The 21,041-nt window shown below is 73.1% G+C and carries 19 protein-coding genes; 8 read left to right on the top strand and 11 right to left on the bottom strand.

Features of this window, described 5'->3' with window-relative positions:
• Positions 1 to 172: 172 nt before the first annotated feature.
• The 4 genes from HNR10_RS24725 to HNR10_RS24710 form a co-directional block, all read right to left on the bottom strand.
• On the bottom strand, positions 173 to 1,657 hold the full coding sequence (locus tag HNR10_RS24725) for an AbgT family transporter (protein ID WP_246407637.1): 1,485 nt from the start codon (positions 1,655 to 1,657) through the stop codon (positions 173 to 175).
• A gap of 115 nt (positions 1,658 to 1,772) precedes the next feature.
• Positions 1,773 to 2,729: an alpha/beta hydrolase family esterase gene (locus HNR10_RS24720; RefSeq protein WP_312889408.1), complete on the bottom strand. Its 957-nt coding sequence runs from the start codon at positions 2,727 to 2,729 to the stop codon at positions 1,773 to 1,775.
• Between the two features lie 304 nt (positions 2,730 to 3,033).
• Positions 3,034 to 3,810 carry a creatininase family protein gene (locus tag HNR10_RS24715; protein WP_179827469.1) on the bottom strand — a complete coding sequence of 259 codons (777 nt, stop codon included), beginning with the start codon at positions 3,808 to 3,810 and terminating at the stop codon, positions 3,034 to 3,036.
• Complete coding sequence (locus HNR10_RS24710; protein ID WP_179827467.1) at positions 3,807 to 4,508, bottom strand: FadR/GntR family transcriptional regulator; 702 nt, start codon at positions 4,506 to 4,508, stop codon at positions 3,807 to 3,809. Before HNR10_RS24710 ends, HNR10_RS24715 begins: the two co-directional genes overlap by 4 nt.
• A 266-nt stretch (positions 4,509 to 4,774) precedes the next feature.
• On the opposite strand from HNR10_RS24710, the gene HNR10_RS24705 reads away from it, so the two are divergent.
• From HNR10_RS24705 to HNR10_RS24690, 4 genes are all read left to right on the top strand, one after another.
• On the top strand, positions 4,775 to 5,551 hold the full coding sequence (locus HNR10_RS24705; protein WP_179827465.1) for an SDR family oxidoreductase: 777 nt from the start codon (positions 4,775 to 4,777) through the stop codon (positions 5,549 to 5,551).
• Positions 5,552 to 5,574: 23 nt separating this feature from the next.
• Entirely contained in the window at positions 5,575 to 5,925 is a 351-nt protein-coding gene (locus HNR10_RS24700) for a nuclear transport factor 2 family protein (protein ID WP_218897977.1), read from the top strand.
• Between the two features lie 70 nt (positions 5,926 to 5,995).
• Complete coding sequence (locus HNR10_RS24695; protein WP_179827462.1) at positions 5,996 to 6,823, top strand: MerR family transcriptional regulator; 828 nt, start codon at positions 5,996 to 5,998, stop codon at positions 6,821 to 6,823.
• A 229-nt stretch (positions 6,824 to 7,052) separates the two neighbouring features.
• Complete coding sequence (locus tag HNR10_RS24690) at positions 7,053 to 7,259, top strand: hypothetical protein (protein WP_179827460.1); 207 nt, start codon at positions 7,053 to 7,055, stop codon at positions 7,257 to 7,259.
• A gap of 403 nt (positions 7,260 to 7,662) precedes the next feature.
• Here the strand turns inward: HNR10_RS24690 and HNR10_RS24685 are convergent, their stop codons facing one another.
• A complete protein-coding gene (locus HNR10_RS24685) occupies positions 7,663 to 9,033 on the bottom strand; it encodes a TrkH family potassium uptake protein (RefSeq protein WP_179829943.1) in 1,371 nt (456 codons plus the stop codon).
• A gap of 47 nt (positions 9,034 to 9,080) precedes the next feature.
• Positions 9,081 to 9,788, bottom strand: coding sequence for a response regulator (locus tag HNR10_RS24680; protein ID WP_179827457.1), 708 nt, complete (start codon positions 9,786 to 9,788; stop codon positions 9,081 to 9,083).
• Positions 9,789 to 10,079: 291 nt separating this feature from the next.
• Here HNR10_RS24680 and HNR10_RS24675 point away from each other — a divergent pair, with 291 nt between their 5' ends.
• Both HNR10_RS24675 and HNR10_RS24670 read left to right on the top strand, forming a co-directional pair.
• A complete protein-coding gene (locus HNR10_RS24675) occupies positions 10,080 to 12,602 on the top strand; it encodes a sensor histidine kinase (RefSeq protein ID WP_179827455.1) in 2,523 nt (840 codons plus the stop codon).
• 144 nt (positions 12,603 to 12,746) lie between these two features.
• Positions 12,747 to 13,565 carry an SAM-dependent methyltransferase gene (locus tag HNR10_RS24670; RefSeq protein ID WP_179827453.1) on the top strand — a complete coding sequence of 273 codons (819 nt, stop codon included), beginning with the start codon at positions 12,747 to 12,749 and terminating at the stop codon, positions 13,563 to 13,565.
• Between the two features lie 22 nt (positions 13,566 to 13,587).
• Here the strand turns inward: HNR10_RS24670 and HNR10_RS24665 are convergent, their stop codons facing one another.
• The gene (locus tag HNR10_RS24665) at positions 13,588 to 14,178 is read right to left on the bottom strand and encodes a hypothetical protein (RefSeq protein WP_179827451.1); all 591 of its coding nucleotides are present in this window, start codon (positions 14,176 to 14,178) and stop codon (positions 13,588 to 13,590) included.
• Positions 14,179 to 14,410: 232 nt separating this feature from the next.
• Here HNR10_RS24665 and HNR10_RS24660 point away from each other — a divergent pair, with 232 nt between their 5' ends.
• Together HNR10_RS24660 and HNR10_RS24655 are read left to right on the top strand one after the other, a co-directional pair.
• Positions 14,411 to 15,664, top strand: a complete 1,254-nt coding sequence (locus HNR10_RS24660; protein ID WP_179827449.1) for a sensor histidine kinase — start codon at positions 14,411 to 14,413, stop codon at positions 15,662 to 15,664.
• Entirely contained in the window at positions 15,661 to 16,362 is a 702-nt protein-coding gene (locus HNR10_RS24655; RefSeq protein ID WP_179827447.1) for a response regulator, read from the top strand. The genes HNR10_RS24660 and HNR10_RS24655 overlap by 4 nt, the downstream gene beginning before the upstream one ends.
• Positions 16,363 to 16,472: 110 nt before the next feature.
• On the opposite strand, the gene HNR10_RS24650 is transcribed toward HNR10_RS24655, so the two are convergent.
• From HNR10_RS24650 to HNR10_RS24635, 4 genes are all read right to left on the bottom strand, one after another.
• Complete coding sequence (locus tag HNR10_RS24650) at positions 16,473 to 17,801, bottom strand: DUF5685 family protein (RefSeq protein WP_179827445.1); 1,329 nt, start codon at positions 17,799 to 17,801, stop codon at positions 16,473 to 16,475.
• Between the two features lie 105 nt (positions 17,802 to 17,906).
• A complete protein-coding gene (locus tag HNR10_RS24645; RefSeq protein ID WP_179827443.1) occupies positions 17,907 to 19,091 on the bottom strand; it encodes a glycosyltransferase family 4 protein in 1,185 nt (394 codons plus the stop codon).
• Complete coding sequence (locus HNR10_RS24640) at positions 19,088 to 19,924, bottom strand: hypothetical protein (protein ID WP_179827440.1); 837 nt, start codon at positions 19,922 to 19,924, stop codon at positions 19,088 to 19,090. The genes HNR10_RS24645 and HNR10_RS24640 overlap by 4 nt, the downstream gene beginning before the upstream one ends.
• Before the next feature lie 204 nt (positions 19,925 to 20,128).
• Entirely contained in the window at positions 20,129 to 20,965 is an 837-nt protein-coding gene (locus tag HNR10_RS24635; RefSeq protein WP_179827438.1) for a siderophore-interacting protein, read from the bottom strand.
• Positions 20,966 to 21,041 lie beyond the last annotated feature (76 nt).

Genomic DNA, 21,041 nt, shown 5'->3' with positions numbered 1-21,041 from the left:
CATCCGGGAGACCAGTTCCGCGATGCTCCTATGTCAAGCCCGGCCCCGCCAGGCAGCCGGTCGAAGCTCGATGGCCCTTGGTTCTGCGACGGCGGCTCCGGAGCCCGGCCTGGCTTCGGACGACCGCCGTCGCAGCAGCCGTAGCGCCTCGGTGTTGCGACCGCCGACGGGCTCAGCGCACCGGTGCGCCGGGGCCGAGCGGGATCCCGAGAGCCCACCAGGCGAAGAAGAGGAGCGTCCAGACCAGGGTCATGCCCACCGCGAGCGGCAGGGTGTAGGAGGCCAGGGTCCCGATCCCCGCGCTCTTGCGGTACCGCTGGAGGAAGCCCAGCGCCATCACGAAGTACGGGCTCATCGGGGTGATCGCCGTGGATCCGGAGTCGGCGATGCGGAACAGCGCCTGGGTCGTCTCGGCAGGGACGTCGACCAGCATCAGCATCGGCACCAGCACCGGGGCGCAGATCGACCACATCGCCGAACCGCTCGTGATGATGATGTTGATCAGGGTCAGCAGCACCAGGATGAACAGGAACAGCACCACGATCGGGATACCGCTGGTCTCCAGGGCCTCCGCCGCCCGCACGGCGATCACGTCGCCGATGTGGGTCCAGGCGAAGTAGGCGAGGAACTGGGCGATGGCGAAGAACAGCACCAGGACCGGCGCCATCTGCCGGATCCCCTGCACCATCAGCGCGGGCACGTCCGCCGGCCTCCTGATGGTGCCCACCCGCTGCCCGTAGACGATGCCGACGAGGCCGAACAGCAGTGCCACCACCGCACCGATGCCGGCCAACAGCGGCGACTCGGCGAGCCCGCCGTCCGCACCGCGCAGGGGCGAGCCGGCCGGGACCGTGATCGCGGTCAGGACGGCCAGCGCCACGCCCAGGGCGAGCAGCGCGCGGCGCAGGCCGGAGCGCTCCTCGGTGCTCAGGCGCAGGGCGCCCAGGTCCTCCAGGTCGGCGTCGGGGTCGGGGTCCAGGTCGGGCCGCTTCTCCAGGACGAACTTGGTGATGAGCGTGATGACCGTGGCCAGGACCAGCGACGAGGCGATGTTGAAGAACCAGTTGCTCAGAGGCGACACGTACGCCTCGGCGTCGATGATCTGCGCGGCGGCGGTGGTGATGCCCGCGAAGATCGCGTCGTTGGGCGTGGGGATGGGGCTGGCGTCGTAGCCGGAGGCGATGGCGGTGTAGGCGACGACGACGCCCAGGATCGGCGATCGGCCGACCGCGCGGAAGGCCAGCCCACCGAGAGGGACCAGGATGACGTAGGCGGCGGCCGAGGCCACGTGCGACATCGTTCCGGCGAAGGCCACGGCGAACACGACCCAGCCGGTCGGCACCCGCGAGACGCTGACGCGCATGAGGGCCGCCAGGAAGCCGCTGCGTTCGGCGACCGCCACGCCCATGATGACCGCGACGATGGTCGCCATCGGCGGGAACGAGGCGAAGTTGTCGATCATCGTGGACACGGCCATGGCCAGGCCGTCACCGCTGAGCAGGTTGCGCACCACCACGGTCTCGCCGTCGCTCGGTGAGACGACGGAGACGCCGAGGGCGGCCATGATCGCGCTGGAGACCGCGAGGATCGCGGCTAGGAGCCAGAAGAGCCAGAACGGGTGCGGCAGCGCGTTGCCGACGCGTTCGATCACCGCCATGGCGCGGATGATGCGGGGCAGGGGGACCTCGCCCGCGGTCGTGGTGCCGCCGTCGGCGGCGGAGGGCTTCTGTCGGGACACGGGAACTCCTTGTGCGGGGGGGGTGGGGCGCGAGTCAGCGCAGGGGCAGGCGGTGGCGGCTGATGAAGCGCCACAGTTCCTCGTGCGCCTCGATGGTCTGCGTGGTGTGGCCGCCGCCGCTGTAGGAGTCGGCCCCGGGCCAGGTGTGGCCGCCGCCGTCGATCGCGACGTGCCGGACCTGGGCGCCCCGGTCGCAGCCACGCCAGTGGTGGGTGGTGATGTCGGGTTCGGTGCGGGTGGTGCGCGGAGCGGGGCGGCAGCCGTTGCGCCGGGCCCAGTCGGCGCTCCAGTCCTGGATCGCGGGCAGGCCGCGGCCGACGTTGCCGTCGTAGGGGATGGTGGCGTCGTCGGTGCCGTGGAACTCGATGACCGGGACGGGGCGCTCGGGGTCGCAGCCCAGGTCGTTGGGGTAGAACGCGCCCGCGACGGGGGCGATCGCGGTGATGCGGTCCGAGGCGGCGCAGGCCAGGATGCCGGTGAACCCGCCGCCGTTGGACTTGCCGGTGGCGTAGACGCGCCGCTGGTCGACGCACAGGTCGGCTTCGAGGGTGTCGAGGAGGTCGCGGGTGAAGGCGACGTCGTCCACGCCGGGCGCGGAGTAGGGGGCGCCCTGCCAGGCCTGGCGCTCCCGGTCACCGGATCCGACCACGCCCTCGGGGTAGACGACGACGGCCGGAAGCTCGGACAGGCCGGAGAACTCCTCGGTGCCCGCGCCGGTGTTGCCGCGGCCGTGAAAGGCCATGACGACGGGCCAGGCGTGGTCCTCGCTGTAGTCGTCGGGCAGGTGGAGCCGATAGGAGCGGTCCAGTCCCCCGCTGGCGATGGAGTGCTGGAGGCTCTCACCCGGTTCCTGGGGTGGGGCCGTACCGCAGCCGGCGGAGTCGCGGGCGCTCTCCCGCGTCGCGGCCTCGGGGGCGGCGGTGCCGATGGCGGGAGGTGCCGGTTCGGCCGTGGCGGACGCGGCGGTCGCGGACGCGGCCGTGGCGGACACCGGCAGCAGTGCGGCCGCGGCGAGTGCGACCGCGAGGCCTGCGCCCCGGGGCCCGCATCGGGTTCCTGGCTGAGAGTGACGGATGCTCACTGGTGTTCTCCTCCAACGCGATTCTCTGGGGGTGGCCGGGCCCGACCGATCTGCGCCGGGCACGGCGGGGCTACCCTCGGCGCGTGCCGCATGGGCCGCCAGGGGTGCGGGTCGTCAGGGTTCGGGCGAGGCCGGGCCCGCGTGGACGCGGGCCCGGCGCGGTTGCGGTGTGCCGGTAGGGGGCGCCTCTGTCAGGCGTGTCGGGCCGGGCCGGTCAGACCTTCAGCCATTCCTCGGCGTAGTCGGTGACGCGGTCGACGATCGCGGCGACGATGGCGGCCCCGTCCTCGGGTCGGGCCGTACACGGGTCACCGAGGACGCCGCCGGCGCTGAGGCGGTCATAGCGCACCTGGGTCACGGGGTGGCCGGGACGCCGGGCGAGACGGGCGAGCCCGTCGAGTTCGGAGAGTTCGGTGGTTCCGGGGGCCAGGCGGTCGTCACGCACCAGCTCGGGGGCCAGGTGCAGCATCTGCGCGGTCTCCGCCTCACCGCTGTGGCCGTGGACCTCGCTGGTGGCCATGCCGGCGACGATGTCGCCGGCGAGCGGGGTCAGCGGTGTCCAGGCGAACTCCAGGTCCGGCAGGTCGGCCAGCAGGTCCTGGGCGATGGTCGTCAGCGCCGCGTTGTTGCCGCCGTGGCCGGTGATGACGAGGACCTTGCGCCATCCGTGCCGGTACAGCCCGTCCAGGTACTCCCGTACGAGCGCCCGGAAGACGGTCGTGCTCAGGCTGATGGTGCCGGCGAAGGCGAGGTGGTGCGGGGAGACGCCGACCGGCAGGGACGGTCCGATCACGGCGCGGCCCCGGAGGCGGTCGGCCACTCGTTGGACCACGCTCTCGGCGCGGACGAGGTCTGTGGCCAGTGGTAGGCCGGGGCCGTGCTGTTCGAAGGCCCCGGCGGGAACGAGGACGAGGGGACTGGCGGTCACGGCGTGCTCGGCCTCGACCGTGGTCATCTCGGCGAGCCGGTGGCCGCCCGGGGCCGCGCTCATTCCTCCTCCCCCGCTGCTGCGGCGGCTTGGGACGCCGCCGCGACCGCGTCCCGAATCGATGTCAGGTGGTCCCGGGTGAGGCGCTCGGCGGCCTCGGCGTCGCCGTCCCGCACCGCCGCGAAGATGTCCATGTGCTCGGCGTGGTCGCGTTCGCGATCGTCGTAGCGGTAGCGGATCTCGACCTGCTCACGGGCACGCACGTGCAGGAGCGCCTCCACGGCCTCGCGCAGCAGTGCGTTGCCGCTGGCGGCGGCCAGTGCGACGTGGAAGTGCATTCGGTCCGGGGCGTCGAATCTCGGCGGCTGGAGCGCGTTGTGCGCGGATCTCTCCAGCTGGGCCACCTGTTCGGCGTCCCGTGTGCGCGCCGCGGCGGCGGCTATGGCGGGTTCCATGACCAGCCTGGCCTCGGCCAGTTCGAGGACGGAGTCCCTGCCGCCCCGGGGCCGGTGCGGGTTCACGAGAAGGGTACGGGCGAAACCTGGACCGACGTAGGTCCCCGAACCGTGACGGAACTCCACGATTCCGGTGGCCTCCAGGCGTCGCAGCGCCTCACGGACCGTGGGCGTGGTGACCTCGAAGCGCCGGGCGAGCTCACGGGACGAGGCCAGCACGTCCCCGGGTTCCAGCCGCTGCCGACCGATGATGTCGACGATGTCGTCTGCCAGCCGCTCCGACAGCGAAGGCTCAGTTCGATTCATATAGTGACTAAATCACTTGGTCAGATGTGAGTCAAGACACGTCCCGTGTTCTTAGCCTGTGAAGCCACACGCCGCTGCCCTCCGGGGGATCCGGCCGGGCACGACATCCCGAGCGGTGGAGCTCCGCACCGGCAGGAGTGCGCCGAGTACGCCGTTCCTGGCCGGCGTGCTCCTCCACCGCAATCGCCGGCCGGTCGACGCGCCCGAGCACGCGGACCGCCTCACGGCTTGAGTCTCTCCCCGCGAGAGGGTTCATCGTCGTCACCATGAACAACGTGAACAACGGTGACCTCGAAGGACGCCTGGCCGTCGTGGCCGGGGGAAGCAGGGGGACCGGGCTCGCCACGGTGCGTCGGCTCGCCGAGGCCGGAGCCCGTGTCATGGCCCTCGCCCGTACACCGCTCGATCCCGGCCCGCTCTCCGTACAAGCTGACCTGAGCACGCCTGACGGTGTCGAGGTCGCCGCCACGGCCGTGACCGCGATCGGCGTGCCGGATGTCCTGGTGCATGTCGTTGGCGGCTCCAAGTCCCCGGCCGGCGGCTACGCGGCGATCGACGACGAACTGTGGCGTGAGGAACTTGCGCTCAATCTGCTGGCGGCCGTGAGGCTGGATCGGGCGCTGCTACCGGGGATGGTCGAGCGAGGCTCGGGAGCGGTCGTGCACGTCACCTCCATCCAGCGGCGCATGCCGCTGTACGAGTCGACACTCGCCTACGCCGCAGCAAAGGCGGCACTGTCGACCTACAGCAAAGGCCTGGCAAACGAGGTCGCGCCGGCCGGGGTCCGAGTCAACAGCGTCGTGCCGGGATGGATCCGGACCGACGGCGCCGAAGGCCTGATCAGCCGCCGAATGAACGAGGGCGGTGTGACCCGCGAGGCGGCCGTCGCCGACCTGATGCGCGTGCTCGGCGGCGTCCCGCTCGGCCGACCGGCCGAGCCCGAGGAAGTGGCCGAGGTCATCGCCTTCCTCGCCTCGGACCGTGCTAGTGCGGTCGTCGGTGCGGAGTACGTCATCGACGGCGGCACCATCCCGACCGTCTGAGCCCGGCTCGTGCGAGGAGACACGTGAAAGCAGAGCAGGACATGACCGGCGACACGTCCACCATCCAGGAGTTCGTCGAGGAGTACTTCGCCGCGGCGATCGCCCACGACCAGGAGCGCTACCTCGCGCTCTTCTCCGACGACGTCATCGTGCACGATGACGGTCGGACACACCACGGCCTGGCCCAAGTGCGCGCCTGGCATTCCGAGGCCCCGCCCGTGCGCTACGACCTGCACGAGGCGACCGGGGACCCGGCCGCGTTCCTGGCGGCTGCCGAGGTCTCTGGTGACTTCCCCGGCAGTCCGATCATCCTGCGCTTCTCCTTCCAACGGAATGCGCGGGGGAAGATCACGTCACTGGGCATCGAACCCTAGGCTGACCAGGCAGCGACCAGTGGGGGAGGCACGGGATGACGACACGGACGACAACGACGAGGAAGCTGCCGTGACGGACCGTCTGACGATCGGGGAGTTCTCCCGTGTCACCCACCTGAGCATCCGCACACTGCGGCGGTACCACGAGCAAGACCTCCTCGTGCCCGCCGAAGTCGACCCCTTCAACGGCTACCGGTACTACTCCCCCGACCAGGTCCGCCCCGCGCTGGTGATCAGACGATTCCGGGAACTCGACCTCCCCATCGCTGATATCCGTCGCTTCCTGACCGCGGAGTCACAGCCGCCCACCGGTGAGGCTGGTTCTGACACCGCCCGGCAGATCGTCGCCGCCCATCTCCGCCGACTCGAGGACCGCCTCGGCCGAACCCAGCGGGCGGTCGAGGTCCTCCGCGAACTCCTCGACCCCGACGCCCAGCGGCAGGTCACGCTTGAGACCTTCCCACCCCAGCGCGTGCTGGCCGTCTCCCTCGAAGTCCCACCCGGCGCCGACCTGACCTGGTACGACTCCGCGATGCGCGATCTCGACGAGGCGTCCGGCCACCGACGGGTGCTCCCGCCGGGCGGTCGGTACACCCACGAGCTCTTCAGCGAAGGCCACGGACACGCCACCGTCTACCTTCCCGCAGAAGCCACACCGTCGAGCGCCGCACCTGACGGTGTCCGCGAGCTCCACCTGCCTGAACGGACCGCCGCCGTCGCGACCCACCTCGGCCCGCACGACGATCTGGACCTCACCTATGGCGCCGTCGGCTCCTTCGCGGCCCGCCACGGCCTCAAGTCCCAGAACCTGGTCGAGGAGGTCTACCTCGTCGGCCCCCGCGACACCGACCAGCCCAACCGCTGGCGAACCCTCGTCGCCTGGCTCGTCGAGACGTAGTTCTCGATGCCGCCATTGCCGAGATACCGGAGCGACTCGTGTAGGGCACGCCATCTGGCTGACATGGGCCGGCGTGATGAGAGCGGCCTGGCGCTCGATACGGCCGCATCCACCTGTCGTGGACGACGACACCACGCGACCCCGGGCGGCCTGACGACCCCTCACTCATGTCCTGATCCGACATGGCTCTGTCATTGCAGACATACACCGGGGCTCACAAGATGAGGGCATGGCCAGTGGAACCACGCATCAGGTCGACATCCTGCTCTTCGCGGGTGCTGACCTGCTCGACGCGGTCGGACCGGCCGAGGTCTTCACCATGGCGAACTACCTCATCACGCCCAGTCACCCGCATGACGAGATGCGGTACCTCGCCGAAGGCGTCACCGGATCACTGGCCTGGAGGTCGCACCGTTCGGCATCCAGGCCACCGTGATCGAGCCCGGAGTGTTCCCGACTTCCTCGATTCCTCCTCGCTGGCGCAGACCCCGCACCACATCGCCGACTACGACGACGGTCCCGCCGGCAGCGGGAGTGGATCGAACAGAACGACCACCTCCAGTTCGGCGACCCGGTCAAAGGTGCGGATCTGATCTATGAAGTGGTGACGACCGACCCGATGCCACCGCGCCGCCGGGGAGGAACAGGCCGTCGGGGACCTCCGAGAGGAACATCCCTTCGCAGACGGTCGGGATGGGCGAGGCGGAGCCGGGCTGCGCCTCGCCCAGTGCTCCGCCGGAACACGCTGCGAGTGCGAGCGTCGTCGCGACCGCTATGGCGGAGCGGGAGAACCGATCCCGCAGCGGTCTGCCGACGAGTGGACGTCCTCCTCCGGCCGGCTAACCGACGATCGGGCGCTCCTCGGGGAGTTCGTAGCGGCGCGGGCGGCGGCGCAGGGCCAGGGCCGAGGCCAGGGTGATGGGGCCGATCCGGCCGACGAACATCAGGAAGACGATGATGAACTCGCCCGCGACCGGCAGCTCGCCGGTGATGCCCGTGGACAGCCCGACCGTGCCGAACGCCGAGGTCGTCTCGAACAGGATCTCGTCCAGGGAGAACGGGGTGATGGTCATCAGCGCCAGGGTCGCCGTGACCACCAGGCCGATGGCCATCAGCACCACGGTGGTGGCCTGCGGGACCACGCCGTCGCTCAGGCGCCGGCCCGCCACGTGCACGGTCGGCTCGCCCCGCACGTTGGCGAGGATGACGAAGGCCAACAGGGCGAACGTCGTCACCTTGATGCCCCCGGCCGTGCCGGCGCTGCCGCCGCCGACGAACATCAGGATGTCCGTCACCAGCAGGGTCTGGGTGTTCATCTCGCCGAACGGCAGGCTGTTGAACCCGGCCGTCCTGGGCATCACGGCCTGGAAGAACGCGGCGAGGAGCTTGTCCCGCGGGTCCAGGCCGCCCATCGTCGCCGGGTTGCGCCACTCCAGGACGAGGAAGGACACGAAGCCGACCGCCAGCAGCACGGCCGTGGTCACGAGCGTGATCCTGGCGTGCAGTGACCAGTGGTACCGCTCCCTCCTGCGCCGGCTGAAGCGCCACAGCTCCAGCCACACGGGGAAGCCCAGGCCTCCGGCGACGACCGCCACGGCCACCGGCACGCAGATCCACGGGTCGGTGACGAACCCCTCCAGGCTGTCGGAGTACAGCGCGAAGCCCGCGTTGTTGAACGCCGACACCGCGTGGAAGAGCCCGAGGTAGGCCGCCCGCCCCGGTGATTCGCCGTAGTACAGCCACCAGCGCAGGCCGAGGACGGCCGCGAGCAGCGCCTCGGCGATCAGGGTGACGGTGACGATGCCCTTGACCAGTTCGCGGACGTCGCCCAGGGTCAGGCTCTTGGCCTCGGAACTGGTGCGCACGGCCATCCGCAGGCCCAGCCGGCGGCCCACCGCCATGGTGAGCACGGTGGCCAGGGCCATGATGCCCAGGCCGCCGATCTGGATCAGGGCGAGGATGACGGCCTCACCGAAGGTCGACCAGTACTCCGGGGTGTCCACGACGATCAGCCCGGTCACGCACACCGCCGAGGTCGCGGTGAACAGCGCGGTGACGAAGCCGGCGCCCTCCCCCGTCTCGGTCGCGGCGGGCAGCGCCAGCAGGGCCGTGCCGAGCAGGACCACCGTCGCGAACGCCCCTGCCGTGAGCTGGGGCGGCTTCGCCCAGGTGGACAGGCTCTGGAGGAACCGGTCGGCCCGGTACCGCATGCTCCGCCCGAGGCGGACCACCCGTTCCCGGGTCCGCCGCCGTGTCGTCACGGCCTCTTCCCCTCGGTGCCCTCGGGCAGGAACCGCAGTCCGATGCCGGGCTCGGTGATGAAGTAGCGCGGATGCGGCGGGTCCGGTTCCAGGCGCTGCCGGATCTGGGTCATGAACACCCGCAGGTAGTGGGTCTCGGTACCGTACGAGGGGCCCCAGACCTCCCGCAGGAGGCGTTCGTAGGTGACCAGCCGTCCCGGATTGCGCGCGAGCACCTGCACGATGTACCACTGCCGGGGCGTGAGCCGGACCGGCGCGCCGTCGCGCAGGACCTGCTTCCCGGGCAGGTCGACGGTGAAGTCGGCCGTCTCCACGACGGCCTCCTCCTCGGCCGCGGCGGAGCGCCGCACGGCCGCGCGCAGGCGTGCGAACAGCTCGTCCATGCCGAAGGGCTTGGTGACGTAGTCGTCGGCACCGAGGTCCAGCGCCTGGACCTTGGTCGTCTCGGTGTCGCGCCCCGACAGGACGACGATCGGCACGGCGGTCCAGCCGCGCAGTCCGCGTACGACGTCCAGTCCGTCCATGCCGGGCAGCCCCAGGTCGAGCACGACCAGGTCCGGGTGGTTCCGGGCGGCGAGCTGGAGCGCCTGCTCGCCCGTGGCGGCCATGTCGGAGGCGTAGCCGCGGGCCCGCAGGTTCACTTCCAGGGTCGCGCGGATGGCAGGGTCGTCGTCGACGACCAGGATCCGCTGTCGCTCGTCCATAGGGGTGGTTCGTCCTCCGTACCGGGTGCCGGACACGTCGTCCGGCGCAGAAGGGATGCTAGTGACCGGCGCCGTCCGTCCTGGTGATGCGGGGCCGCCCGCGAGTCGCCGGAGGCCCGCACGCCCCTGCGGAACGCGCCGGTTCGACTCTGGGGCACCGGACCGACCGACACCAAGCGGGACAACACTCCCTTAACGCCCGAAAGGTCCGAATTAGCGCTTCGTTAGCGGTCCCGCGTCCGCTCCCCCACCGGCCGGCGAGAAGAATGGGGCACGGAAGGGGGCACACCGATGACTCGTGGTGAGCTGCGCGTCTACCTGGGGGCGGCACCCGGGGTGGGCAAGACGCACCGGATGCTGGAGGAGGCGCACCGGCGGCGTGCCCGGGGCGAGGACGTCGTGGTCGGCGTCGTCGAACCGCGCGGCCGGCCCGACACCGCCGCCCTGGCCGCCGGGCTGGAGACCGTCCCCCTCCGGACCGTGCGCCACCTGGGCACCGCCCGCGAGGAGATGGACCTGGCCGCCGTCCTGGCACGGTCGCCGCGGGTCGTCCTCGTCGACGAACTCGCCCACGCCAACGCGCCCGGGGCCGGACACCACCACCGCCGGCAGGACATCGACACCCTGCTGGACGCCGGCATCAGCGTGGTGTCCGCGGTCGACATCCAGCACATGGAGTCGCTCAGCGACGTCGTCCGGCGCATCACCGGCGCCGCCCCGGTCGAGACCGTGCCCGACTCCTGGGTCCGCCGGGCCGACCAGATCGAGCTGGTCGACGCCGCCCCGGAGGCACTGCGCCACCGGTGCGCACACGGCGGTGCCCACGGCCCCGCGGGGATCGGAACGGGCCCGGGCGACGGCCTCCGGGCCGGCGACCTCACCGCCCTGCGCGAGCTGGCCCTGCTGTGGCTGGCCGACCAGGTGGAGGGCCGTCTCGACCGCTACCGGGACGAGCACGGTGTCTCCGTCGCCTGGCAGGCCAGGGAGCGCGTGGTGGTGGCGCTGGCCGGAGGACCGGAGGGGGACGCGCTGGTCCGTCGGGCGGCACGTGTGGCGGCCCGGAGCAAGGGCGCCGACCTGATGGCGGTCCACGTCGCCGACGGGCGCGGTCTCGCCGAGGCCGACCCCGCAGTGCTCGCCCGTCAGCGGGTGCTCGTGGAGGACCTGGGCGGGACGTTCCACCACGTGCTCGGCGACGACGTCCCCACCGCGCTGATCGAGTTCGCGCGCGGGGTGAACGCCACGCAGCTCGTCCTCGGGGCCGGCCGCAGGAGCCGCCTGGCCCACGTGTTCTCCCCGGGGGTGGGCGTCAGCACGCTGGCACTGTCCGGATCGATCGACGTCCACCTGATCGCGCACGAGGGCGTCGGGGCCAGGACGGGGCCGCGGCCGCGCGGAGCGCTCTCCCGCCGGCGCAGGATCGCCGGATTCGCGCTGACCCTGGCCGCGCTGCCGCTGCTGGCCCTCGGGGTCGGCCTGCCGCACGACGAGAACACGTTCCCCAGCGGCCTGCTCCTCGTGCTCGCTCTGGTCACCATCACCTCGCTGGTCGGCGGGATGTGGCCCGCGCTCCTGGCGGCCGTCGTCGGCTTCCTGACGATGAACTTCCTCTACACCGAGCCCTACCGCACCCTCGACATCGACGACCCGTTCAAGGTGCTCGCGCTCGTGGTGTTCCTGGTGGTGGCGGTGTCGGTCAGCGTCGTGGTGGACCAGGCGGCCCGCCGGACACGGGAGGCGGCGCTGGCCGGAGCCGAGGCCCGGACCCTGGCGGCGGTCGCGGGGACCGTGCTGAGCGGGTCGAGGCCGCTGGAGGCCCTGTTGGAGCAGCTGCGGGAGACCTTCGCGCTGGACTCGGTGGCGCTGCTGGAGCGGCGGCCCGGCACGCTGCCGGGCCCCGACCACCGCCAGGACCCGGGCCTGTGGACGGTGGCGGCGTCCGTGGGCGAGCACCCGGCCCGGGCCCCGGGCGACGGCGACGTGGACGTCCCCATCGACGACTCGCTCGCGCTGGTGCTGGGCGGGCGGCGCCCGGAGGCGGGCGACCGCCGCATCATCGAGGCGTTCGCCGCCCAGTCGGCGCTGGCCCTGCGCCAGGGGCGGCTGGCGGACGAGGCGGCGGCCGCGCGGCCCCTGGCCGAGGCCGACCGGATGCGCACGGCGCTGCTGGCGGCGGTCAGCCACGACCTGCGCGCGCCACTGGCCTCGGCGAAGGCCTCGGTCACGAGCCTGCGCAGCCGGGAGGTGAGCTTCGGCCCGGAGGACCAGGAGGCGCTGCTGGCGACCGCCGACGAGTCCCTGGACCGGCTGACCGCCCTGGTCTCGGACCTGCTCGACATGAGCCGCCTCCAGGCGGGGGTCCTGGGGGTGACGACCACCGACCTACCGCTGCGGGAGAGCGTGCTGCGGGTGCTGGACCAGCTCGGTCCGCGCGGCCGGGCGGTCCGGGTGGAGCTGCCGGAGGACCTGGCGCCGGTCCGGGCGGACCCGGGGCTGCTCGAACGCGTGCTCGCCAACGTGGTGGACAACGCGCTGCGCTTCAGCCCGCCGGACCGGCCGCCCACGGTCACGGCGTCCGCCGCCGGCACCCGTGTGGAGATCCGGATCGTCGACCACGGTCCGGGCGTGCCCGAGTCCGGGCACGGGCGCATGTTCGTGCCCTTCCAGCGCCTGGGCGACACGGACCACGACACCGGGCTCGGCCTGGGGCTGGCCCTGTCCCGGGGCCTGGTCCAGGCGATGGACGGGACGATGGAGCCGGACACCACACCCGGCGGCGGGCTGACCATGCGCGTCACTCTCCCGGCGGCCTGAGTGCCACGGCCGCCGCTCCGCGGACCCGGTGTCGTCTAGGATCGGTGCGACCCCGGATCCCCGTCGGGGGCGGGCTTTCGGGCGCGTGGGCGCCCGGTGCACCGCTCCGCGGCGCGCCCCACGTGCATCGAGGTGGACGCCCCCATGACAGACGACCCGACTCCCCCCGGCACGAACGCCGGCCGCTCGACACACATCGACACCACCCGGACCCACTCCGCCCGGATCTGGAACTACTGGATGGGCGGAAAGGACCACTACCCCGTCGACCGGGCGGCGGGCGACCAGGTGGCCGCGTTCTTCCCGGAGATCGTGGACCTGGCCCGCACCAGCCGCGAGTTCCTGGTCCGGGCGGTCACCCACCTGGCCGGGGAGGCGGGCATCCGCCAGTTCCTCGACATCGGCACGGGGATGCCCACCGCCGACAACACCCACGAGGTGGCCCAGGCGGTCGCCCCGGAGAGCCGCGTGGTCTACGTGGACAACGACCCGCTCGTGCTCACGCACGCGCGGGCACTCCTGGTCGGCACTCCGGAGGGCGCCACCGACTACGTCGACGCCGACCTGCGCGATCCCGACACGATCCTGCGGCGGGCCGCGGAGACCCTGGACTTCGACCAGCCCGTCGCACTGATGCTCATGGGGATCCTCGGCCACATCCCCGACGAGGAGGTCCTGCCCATCGTGCGGCGGCTCCTGGACGCGCTGCCGTCCGGGAGCTACCTGGCCAGCTACGACGGCACCAACACGAGCGAGGCCTACAACAAGGCCATCGAGGTGGGCAACGAGCAGGGGGACGTCCCGTACCTGCTGCGCTCCCCCGAAGAGATCGCCGCCCGCTTCGAGGGACTGGAACTGCTCGAACCCGGTGTGGTCCCCTGCCCCCTGTGGCGCCCGCACCCGGTCGCGGTCGGTGTCCGCCGGGGCATGGACCAGTACTGCGGTGTGGCGCGCACACCCTGACCGGCACGGTCGTGCGCGGCGGTCAGGCGGCCGCCGGCACGGCGGGGACGGGTGCCTCGGCCCGGGCCCACAGGACCGCCGCCAGCCAGGCCACGGACGCCCCGGCCAGCACGTGGACCGCGATGGTCAGCGGCGAGTCGGGCAGCGGGGCGGCGACGGCGAGCGCGGGAAGGGCGACGGCGTGCCCCCAGGCCGGCACACGCGGGTGGACGCGGGCCCGGACCATCGAGACGCCGAACAGGACCGATCCGAGGGCGAAGACGAGACCGCAGGCGAGCACGACGAGGCCGGCGGGACCGCCCATGAGCTCGCCCAGGACCGCGGCGTCGAGGTGGAACAGCGCGATGTTCAGGCTGTAGGCCGCGCCGCCGAACAGCCCGAGGCCCAGGAGGTTGACGAGGTGGGCCACCGTGCCGAAAGCGCCGACGGCGTGGATCTGCCGGGCGTGGAGGGCGGCGGCCAGGGGGACGGCCAGCGCCGGGGACAGGCCCAGCAGGAGGCTGGTCAGGGCCGTCTCGCCCGTCACCAGCTCGACCACGGCCGGGAGGGCCATGAAGGCGCCGGAGAGGAGGCCGAGAGCGGCGCTGGAACGGAGCAGGGCCTTCGTGTACACGTGAGTTCTCCTTGGGGGCGGGGACGGCGCCCGCGGACGCGGCGCCGGACACTGCGACCCTAGGAAGGGGCGCCGCGGCGGCGTCAGTACCGATCGGCCACACCCGCGGCCGCGCCCGTGGCCGACCGGCACGTGCCGGTCGGCCGGACTTGGCCCCACGGGCGGTCCGGCGCCCTCCACGCCGGGCCGGCTCGCCTACGCTCGTCCCCAACGGCGACAGGAGGTCGGGCGGATGAGTCGACGGCACGGCGATCCGACGGGACCGGCGCGGGCCGTGCCGTGGGTGTCGTCCATGGTCTACGCGATCGTGGGCGTCGCGGGCCTGTACTTCGAGGTCGCGGACCTGGACGGTGACGGAGCCCGGGCGCCCGCCCGGACGGCCGGCTTCGCCGGGTGCCTCGCGCTGCTGTTCGCGCTGGAGTACGCCGAGCGGCGGAGCTTCCCCGTACGCACCCCCGGCGCGGCGGCGGTCGCGTTCCTGTCCGCCCGGGCCGCGCTCTTCGTCGCGGTGAGCGCCCTGGACCCCTCCGGCCTGTCGCGTGCGCTGTTCGTCCTGGTCCCGTTCGCCGCCTACCTCGCCTTCGGCCGGGCGGTCAGCCTGGTGCTGGCGGCCGTGTGCCTGGCCCTGCTGCTCGGCGGCTACACGCTGTGGGTCCCCGGCTGGTACACCGAGGCGACCTACGTCTCGGACCTGCTGATGTTCGCCGTGGGCCTGGCCCTGGCCATCGCGATGGCGGGGATCGCGGTCCGCGAGCAGCGGGGGCGCCTGCGCCTGGAGGAGTCCCACGCGCGGCTGTCCGCCTACGCCGACCGGGTCGCGGAACTGTCGGCGGCGGCGGAGCGCAACCGGCTGGCCAGGGACATGCACGACAGCCTCGGCCACCACCTCACCGCCGTCGCGGTCCAGTTGGAGAAGGCCGCGGAGTTCGGCGACCTCGACCGCGCGGTCGCCGACCAGGCGCTGGCGGACGCCCGGTCCTCGGCCCGGCGGGCGCTGGAGGACGTGCGGAACTCGGTGCGCGCCCTGCGCGCGGAGGGCGGCGGCCGGCGCCTGCTCCCCGCACTGGCCGACCTGGTGCGGCAGACCGGCGGCGGGGGTCCGGAGGTCGTCCTGACCGCGGAGGGCGAGGAGGAGGGCTGGGACGAGGCGACGCTGATGGTGCTCTACCGGGCCTGCCAGGAGGCGCTGACCAACGCCCGCCGGCACGCCCGGGCCGACCGGGTCCGGGTGGCGGTGGTCGTCGGCGCCGACCGGGCGCGGCTCGACGTCGAGGACGACGGTGTCGGGCTGTTCGCGACGGCGCGCGAACCCTCCGGTGTCGGCCTGCTGGGCATGAGGGAGCGGGCCGCGCTCGTCGGCGGCAGCGTGCGCGTGGACGAACGGCCGGGAGGGGGCACCCGGGTCACGGTCGTCGTTCCCCGCCCCGCCCGTCCCGGGCCGGACGCCGGCCCGGGTGCGCGGGTGGCCGAGGGGAGCCGGGGATGAGCGCAGGGGAGGAGTCGAGGCGTCAGGGCGACGCGCGCGTTCTGGTCGTCGACGACCAGCGCCTGGTCCGGGAGGGCATCGCGTCCCTGCTGGGCATCCAGCCGGGCATCACCGTGGTCGGCACCGCCGCGGACGGCGCGGAGGCCGTGGACCGGGCCCTGGAGCTGGAACCCGACGTGGTCCTGATGGACGTCCGCATGCCCGGCATGGACGGCGTCGAGGCCGTCGCCGTCCTCCGGGAGCGGGCGCCGGGGTGCCGGATCGTCATGCTCACGACCTTCGACGACGAGGAGTACGTGGTGCGGGCACTGCGCGCCGGTGCGTCCGGCTACCTGCTCAAGGACCTGCCGGCACGGGAGCTGGCGGAGGCCGTGCGCCTGGCCCGCGCCGGTGTGGCGCAGTTCGACGCCTCGGCGGTGGCCCGTCTGGCGGGGGCACTGCCCGCACCGTCCGACCCCGGGGGCGCGCCCCGGGGCGGCACGTCGCGGGACGGCGGGCCGCACGGCGGACCGCTGACCGAGCGGGAGACCCAGGTGCTGCGGCTCATCGCGGTCGGTGCGACCAACCGGGAGATCGCCCGCGATCTCTTCGTCAGCGAGGGCACTGTCAAGAACCACATCTCCCGGATCCTCGTCCGGCTCGGTCTGCGCGACCGGACCCACGCCGCGGTCCACGCCCGCGAACACGGTCTGATCTGACCCCTGGACAGAGCGCCCACCACACTCGGATACGCCGGGGACTGTCCCTTCTGTCCGTTTCGACGGCGGGCTTGCGCGGACTCGACCCCGCGGTGGCGTCGGCCGACCGGTCAGTCACAGCAGCAGGAGCAGTCGTCACAGCAGTTGCAACACTCACACCAGTCGCACCAGGAGCTGCGCGGGGACCCCGTCCACGGACCCGGGTGGGGGTCGCGGCAGCAGAACTGGCAGGTGCAGCACATGAACAGCGCGACGGCGCATCCGGCGAACACACCCCGCTTCCTGGGCGGGAACTCCTGTCGCGGGGTCTGGCACGAGCAGGAACCGCAGCACCCGCCCCCGTCCTTGTCGCCGCCCGAGCCCTGGTCGCCCCCGTGCCCTTCGTACCCCTCGTAGTGGCTCCCGGAGCCCCCGTCGTCGTCGCGCCGGCGGCGGTTCCGCCTGTGCGGATCGTGCCCGTGGTCCCCGTAGCCCTGGTGCCCCTGACCGGGATACCCGTGACCGGGGTAGCCCTGGCCCGGATACCCGTACCCGGGCTGGCCCTGACCGGGATACCCGTGCCCGGGGTGCCCGTGCCCGGGGTGGCCGCCGTGCGCGAAGGCGCGGTCGACGGCGCGGTGCAGCTCCCGCTCCAGGAGCGCGCGCACCAGGCGGTCGTCGTCGAACTCCGCCTCCCGCAGGGCCAGTCCGACGCCCAGGACGGCGCCGTCGCACAGTGCGCGCACCCGTCCCATGTCGGTGCCCGTGGCGGTGATCGGGTTCCAGGCCCCCTTCTCCGCGTCCTCCTCCCGGTCCTCGACCGCGTCCAGCAGGTGCGCGACCCGCCCGAACAGGCGTCCCGCCTCCCGCAGCGGCGCGGCGTTGGCCGGGCGCCCGGCCAGGGCCGCGGTGTGCGCGAACGCCTCGCCCGTGGCCTCCTCGGTCGGCCGCGTCACCGCCAGGAGGTCCGTGCCGGGTCCCGCCGCGAGCTCGGCCTCGCGCTGGCGGTCGACCACCGCGACCAGCGCGGCGCCGTCGAACCCGAGCCCGGCACCCGACTCCTGCGCCCCGCGCCGCCAGCGCTCGGCCACCCGCCCGGCGAGGGCGCGCACGCCGCGGCGGCCGTAGAGACCGTCCCCGTCCTCGATGTGGTCGGTGATCTTGGCGGAGGCCAGCAGGAGGGACACGGACGCGGCCAGGTGCGCCCCCGATCCGTCGGCGACCTCGGCGCCGCGCATCCCGCGCAGCGGGCAGCGGCCGGCTTTGCGGGTGCCGGCGCACTCCTCGGACTGGGCGGCCGTCAGGACCGACACCACCAGGCCGTCGTAGTTGGTGGCCACGCGCGAGGCCTGTCCGTGGTCGTCGCGCAGTGCCAGGCACAGCCCGCACATGTGGGACATCCACTCCTCGGCCAGTCCGTCGGCCAGGGTGTGTCGACACGGTCGCAGGATTCCGAACACGGGCGGGTACCTCTTCTCCTGGGAACGCGGGCCACGGGACTCCGGTGGCTCCAGCGTGATACGACGCCGGTACCGCTCCCCTGGTTCCGTGCGCGGCGCCAGGCGCTACCGCCGGCGGCGGCGCGCGGCCGACCGCTCCTCGATGAAGCGCTCCCACTGCCGCACGATGGGGCCGATGGCGTAGCGGTCCGCCGACCGCACCGCCTCCCGCCCCATGCGCACCCGCTCGTCGCGGTCCTCGACCAGGCGCAGCAGCGCCGCGGCGAGCGCGTCCACGTCCTGGTCGGGGACGAGCAGCCCGTCGCGCCCGTCCTCGATGATCTCCCGGGGGCCGTGCGGGCAGTCGAAGCTCACCGCGGGGACGCCGACCGAGAAGCCCTCGATGATCGTCATGCCGAAGCCCTCCACCCGGGAGCTGACGGCCAGGACCGAGGCCTTGGCCAGCTCTCCGGTGAGGTCCTCGGCGCGCCCCATGAGGGTGACCTGGTTGCTCAGCCCCAGGTCGACGATCCTGCGGCGCAGCGCGGCGTCCTTGCCGCCTCCCCCGTAGATGCGCAGCCGCCAGTCCGGGTGCTTGCCGGCGACGACGGCGAACGCCTCCACGAGCTTGGGGTACTGCTTGACCGGCGCCATCCGGCCGGCGGCGACGATGATCGGGTTGTCCTGGGTGGACCGGGGGTAGTCCCGGTCGGGCAGCGGGTTGGGCATCGCGGTCAGCCAGTCCGGTGCGGCGTCCAGGAGGTCCCGGTAGGCGTCGCGGTCCGCCTCGGTCAGCACCGTCATGCCGTCGAGCCGCGGGTAGCGGCGCGCGATGAGCCCGCGCAGTTCGTCGGAGTGGTCCGCCAGGTTGACGTGCTCCTGACCGATGGCCAGGACCCGTCGCGGCGCCCACCGGGCCAGCAGGAGGTTGATGCCGGGGCGGGTGCCGATGACGACGTCGGCGTCGGTCGCCCTGAGGTAGCGGCGCAGCGCGGCCGTCGACGCGGGAGTGTAGAAGTTCTCCCGCCGGGCCTCGCCCCGGCCCAGCAGCGAGACCGTGCGGCGCCGCGAGATCCGGTGGGCGAAGCGCCCGGCCCGGGTCGACGGCTCCTCCGGGCGGCCACCCACGATCCGCGTCAGGCCGTGCAGCCGCACCCCCTCCGGGACGGTGAAGAACGGCTTCTCCTTGTGGCGCACCAGGCTGACGATCTCCACCTCGTGGCGGCCCGCCAGGCCCTCGGCGAGGTTGTAGACGGTACGGACGGTCCCGCCCATTCCGTAGCCGTTGGCGATGAGGAAGGCGATCTTCAACGGTCACCGCCGGCGTGCTCGACCGCGAGGAGGGAGAGGTCGTCCTTGACGGTGTAGTAGGGGCGGATCCGCACCGCGGCGCCCCCGGCCCGCTCCCCCGCGTCCCCCGCGTCCACCACGGTCTCCGGGTAGACGATCTTGCGCTTCTTGCCGACGATGTCGTCGGCGAGCATGGCCAGCCGCAGGTCCTGGCCGCCGTCGGGTGTGCGGAGCCAGAGGTCCCATTCGTTGTGCCGGCGCTCGGGCACGTGCGCGTCGGCGATCGGCGCCAACGGGATCGCGCAGTGGAACCGCGCGCCGTCGAGTTCGGCCGGGGCGGACAGCCGTCCGTCCAGGCCCCTCTGCCGGGCGACGACCTCGGTGACGGTGGTGCCCCGGTGCTCGGGCGCGTAGGCCAGGACCCCCGAGACGGTGACCGTCCCGGTCCCGGCGTCGACGTCGACCCAGCCCACCTCGGCGTAGGGGGTGGCGGTGGCCGCGCGCACCCGCAGCCGCCCGTCCCGGTCCCGGAGCGCGCGGAGTTCGCGCTCGCGCCGACCGCGCAGGTAGGCGATCCGGTCGGCGAGGCTGAGGCCGGTGTCGCGGGTGGAGAGCGGGGCCGGACGCCCCTGCCCGTCGATCCACAGCACGTCCCACACACCGTCCGCGATGGGTAGGCCGGCCAGGTGCGCGCGCACGCGCGCACCCTCCCTCTCCAGGTCGGTGACGCGGATCGCGGCTTCCCCGTCCCCGTGCCTGCGCAGCGCCAGACCTCCCCCCTGGTCCCCGTGGTCGGAGTCGAGCCGAAGCTCCAGAACGTCCTCGGCGTCGATCCGACTGAGCTCTGCTCGCATACAACCTCCACTTCGTCGCCGCGCACCGGTACCGGCCGTCTTCCTACCGGTACGACACGGGACGCGGCATTCACTCCCGATAAGCGGGGATGGAGTGGTATCCGGTCCATGATGGCCGAGGGGGCGTTTCGACGAGCTAAAGACCGTGGTCCGCACGGGTGCGAGGGCGGTGGGAAGGCCGGGCGCGGGCCCGCGGGAGCGGGATCAGCCCTCCTGTTCCTCCTCGACCTGGCGGTTCCAGTCGCGCTTGGCGGACTGCCAGCCGTCCTCGTTCAGGCCCAGCCGCCAGTAGCCCGACACCGACAGCCGTTCCCGGGGCACCCCCAGATCGCGCCGCAGCCACCGGCGCAGCTCCTTGACGAACCCCGCCTCCCCGTGCACGAACGCGTGGACCTGTCCGGGCGGGAGCTCCAGGTCCCGCACCGCGGCGAGCAGGGGCTCGCCCACCCGGTTCGCGCCCCGGTGCAGCCAGGTGACGGTCGCGTCCGCGGCCGTCTCCAGCTTCTGTTCCTCCTCCGGACCGGCCACCTCGACCAGGACGTGGGCCCGCGCACCGGCGGGCAGCCGCTCCAGAGCGGCGGCCACGGCCGGCAGCGCGCTCTCGTCGCCCACGAGCAGGTGCCAGTCGGCGGTCGGGTCGGGCGCGTAGCCGCCGCCCGGACCCGCGAAGTGGATCTCGTCACCGGGCCGGGCGCGGGCCGCCCAGGGTCCGGCCACGCCCTCGTCGCCGTGGATCACCACGTCCAGGGCCAGCTCCCGCCGGTCGGCGTCCCACCAGCGCACGGTGTAGGTGCGCATGAGCGGCCACTGCTCGCGCGGCAGCTCCTCGCGGATGCGCCCGAGGTCGAACGGGACCGGGTAGGTGACGCCCTGCGGCGGGAAGAGCAGTTTGACGTAGTGGTCGGTGAACTCTCCGACGGAGAACTCGGCGAGCCCGGGGCCGCCGAGCACGAGGCGGAGCATGTGCGGGGTGAGCCGCTCGATCCGCTCCACGCGCGCGTGCGTGGCCCGCGGGGTTCTGCGCCCAGGACGTTCGGCCATGGGATGTTTCCTTCCTCGCGTGGACGCTCGGTCCGCCCGCACGCGGTGCGGGCGGACGCTGTCACAGTACGGGAAG

This window comes from Nocardiopsis aegyptia (assembly GCF_013410755.1).
GTDB lineage: Bacteria > Actinomycetota > Actinomycetes > Streptosporangiales > Streptosporangiaceae > Nocardiopsis > Nocardiopsis aegyptia.
Note: the sequence above shows the minus strand (reverse complement) of the source record. Positions and strands in the feature narration are given on the sequence as shown.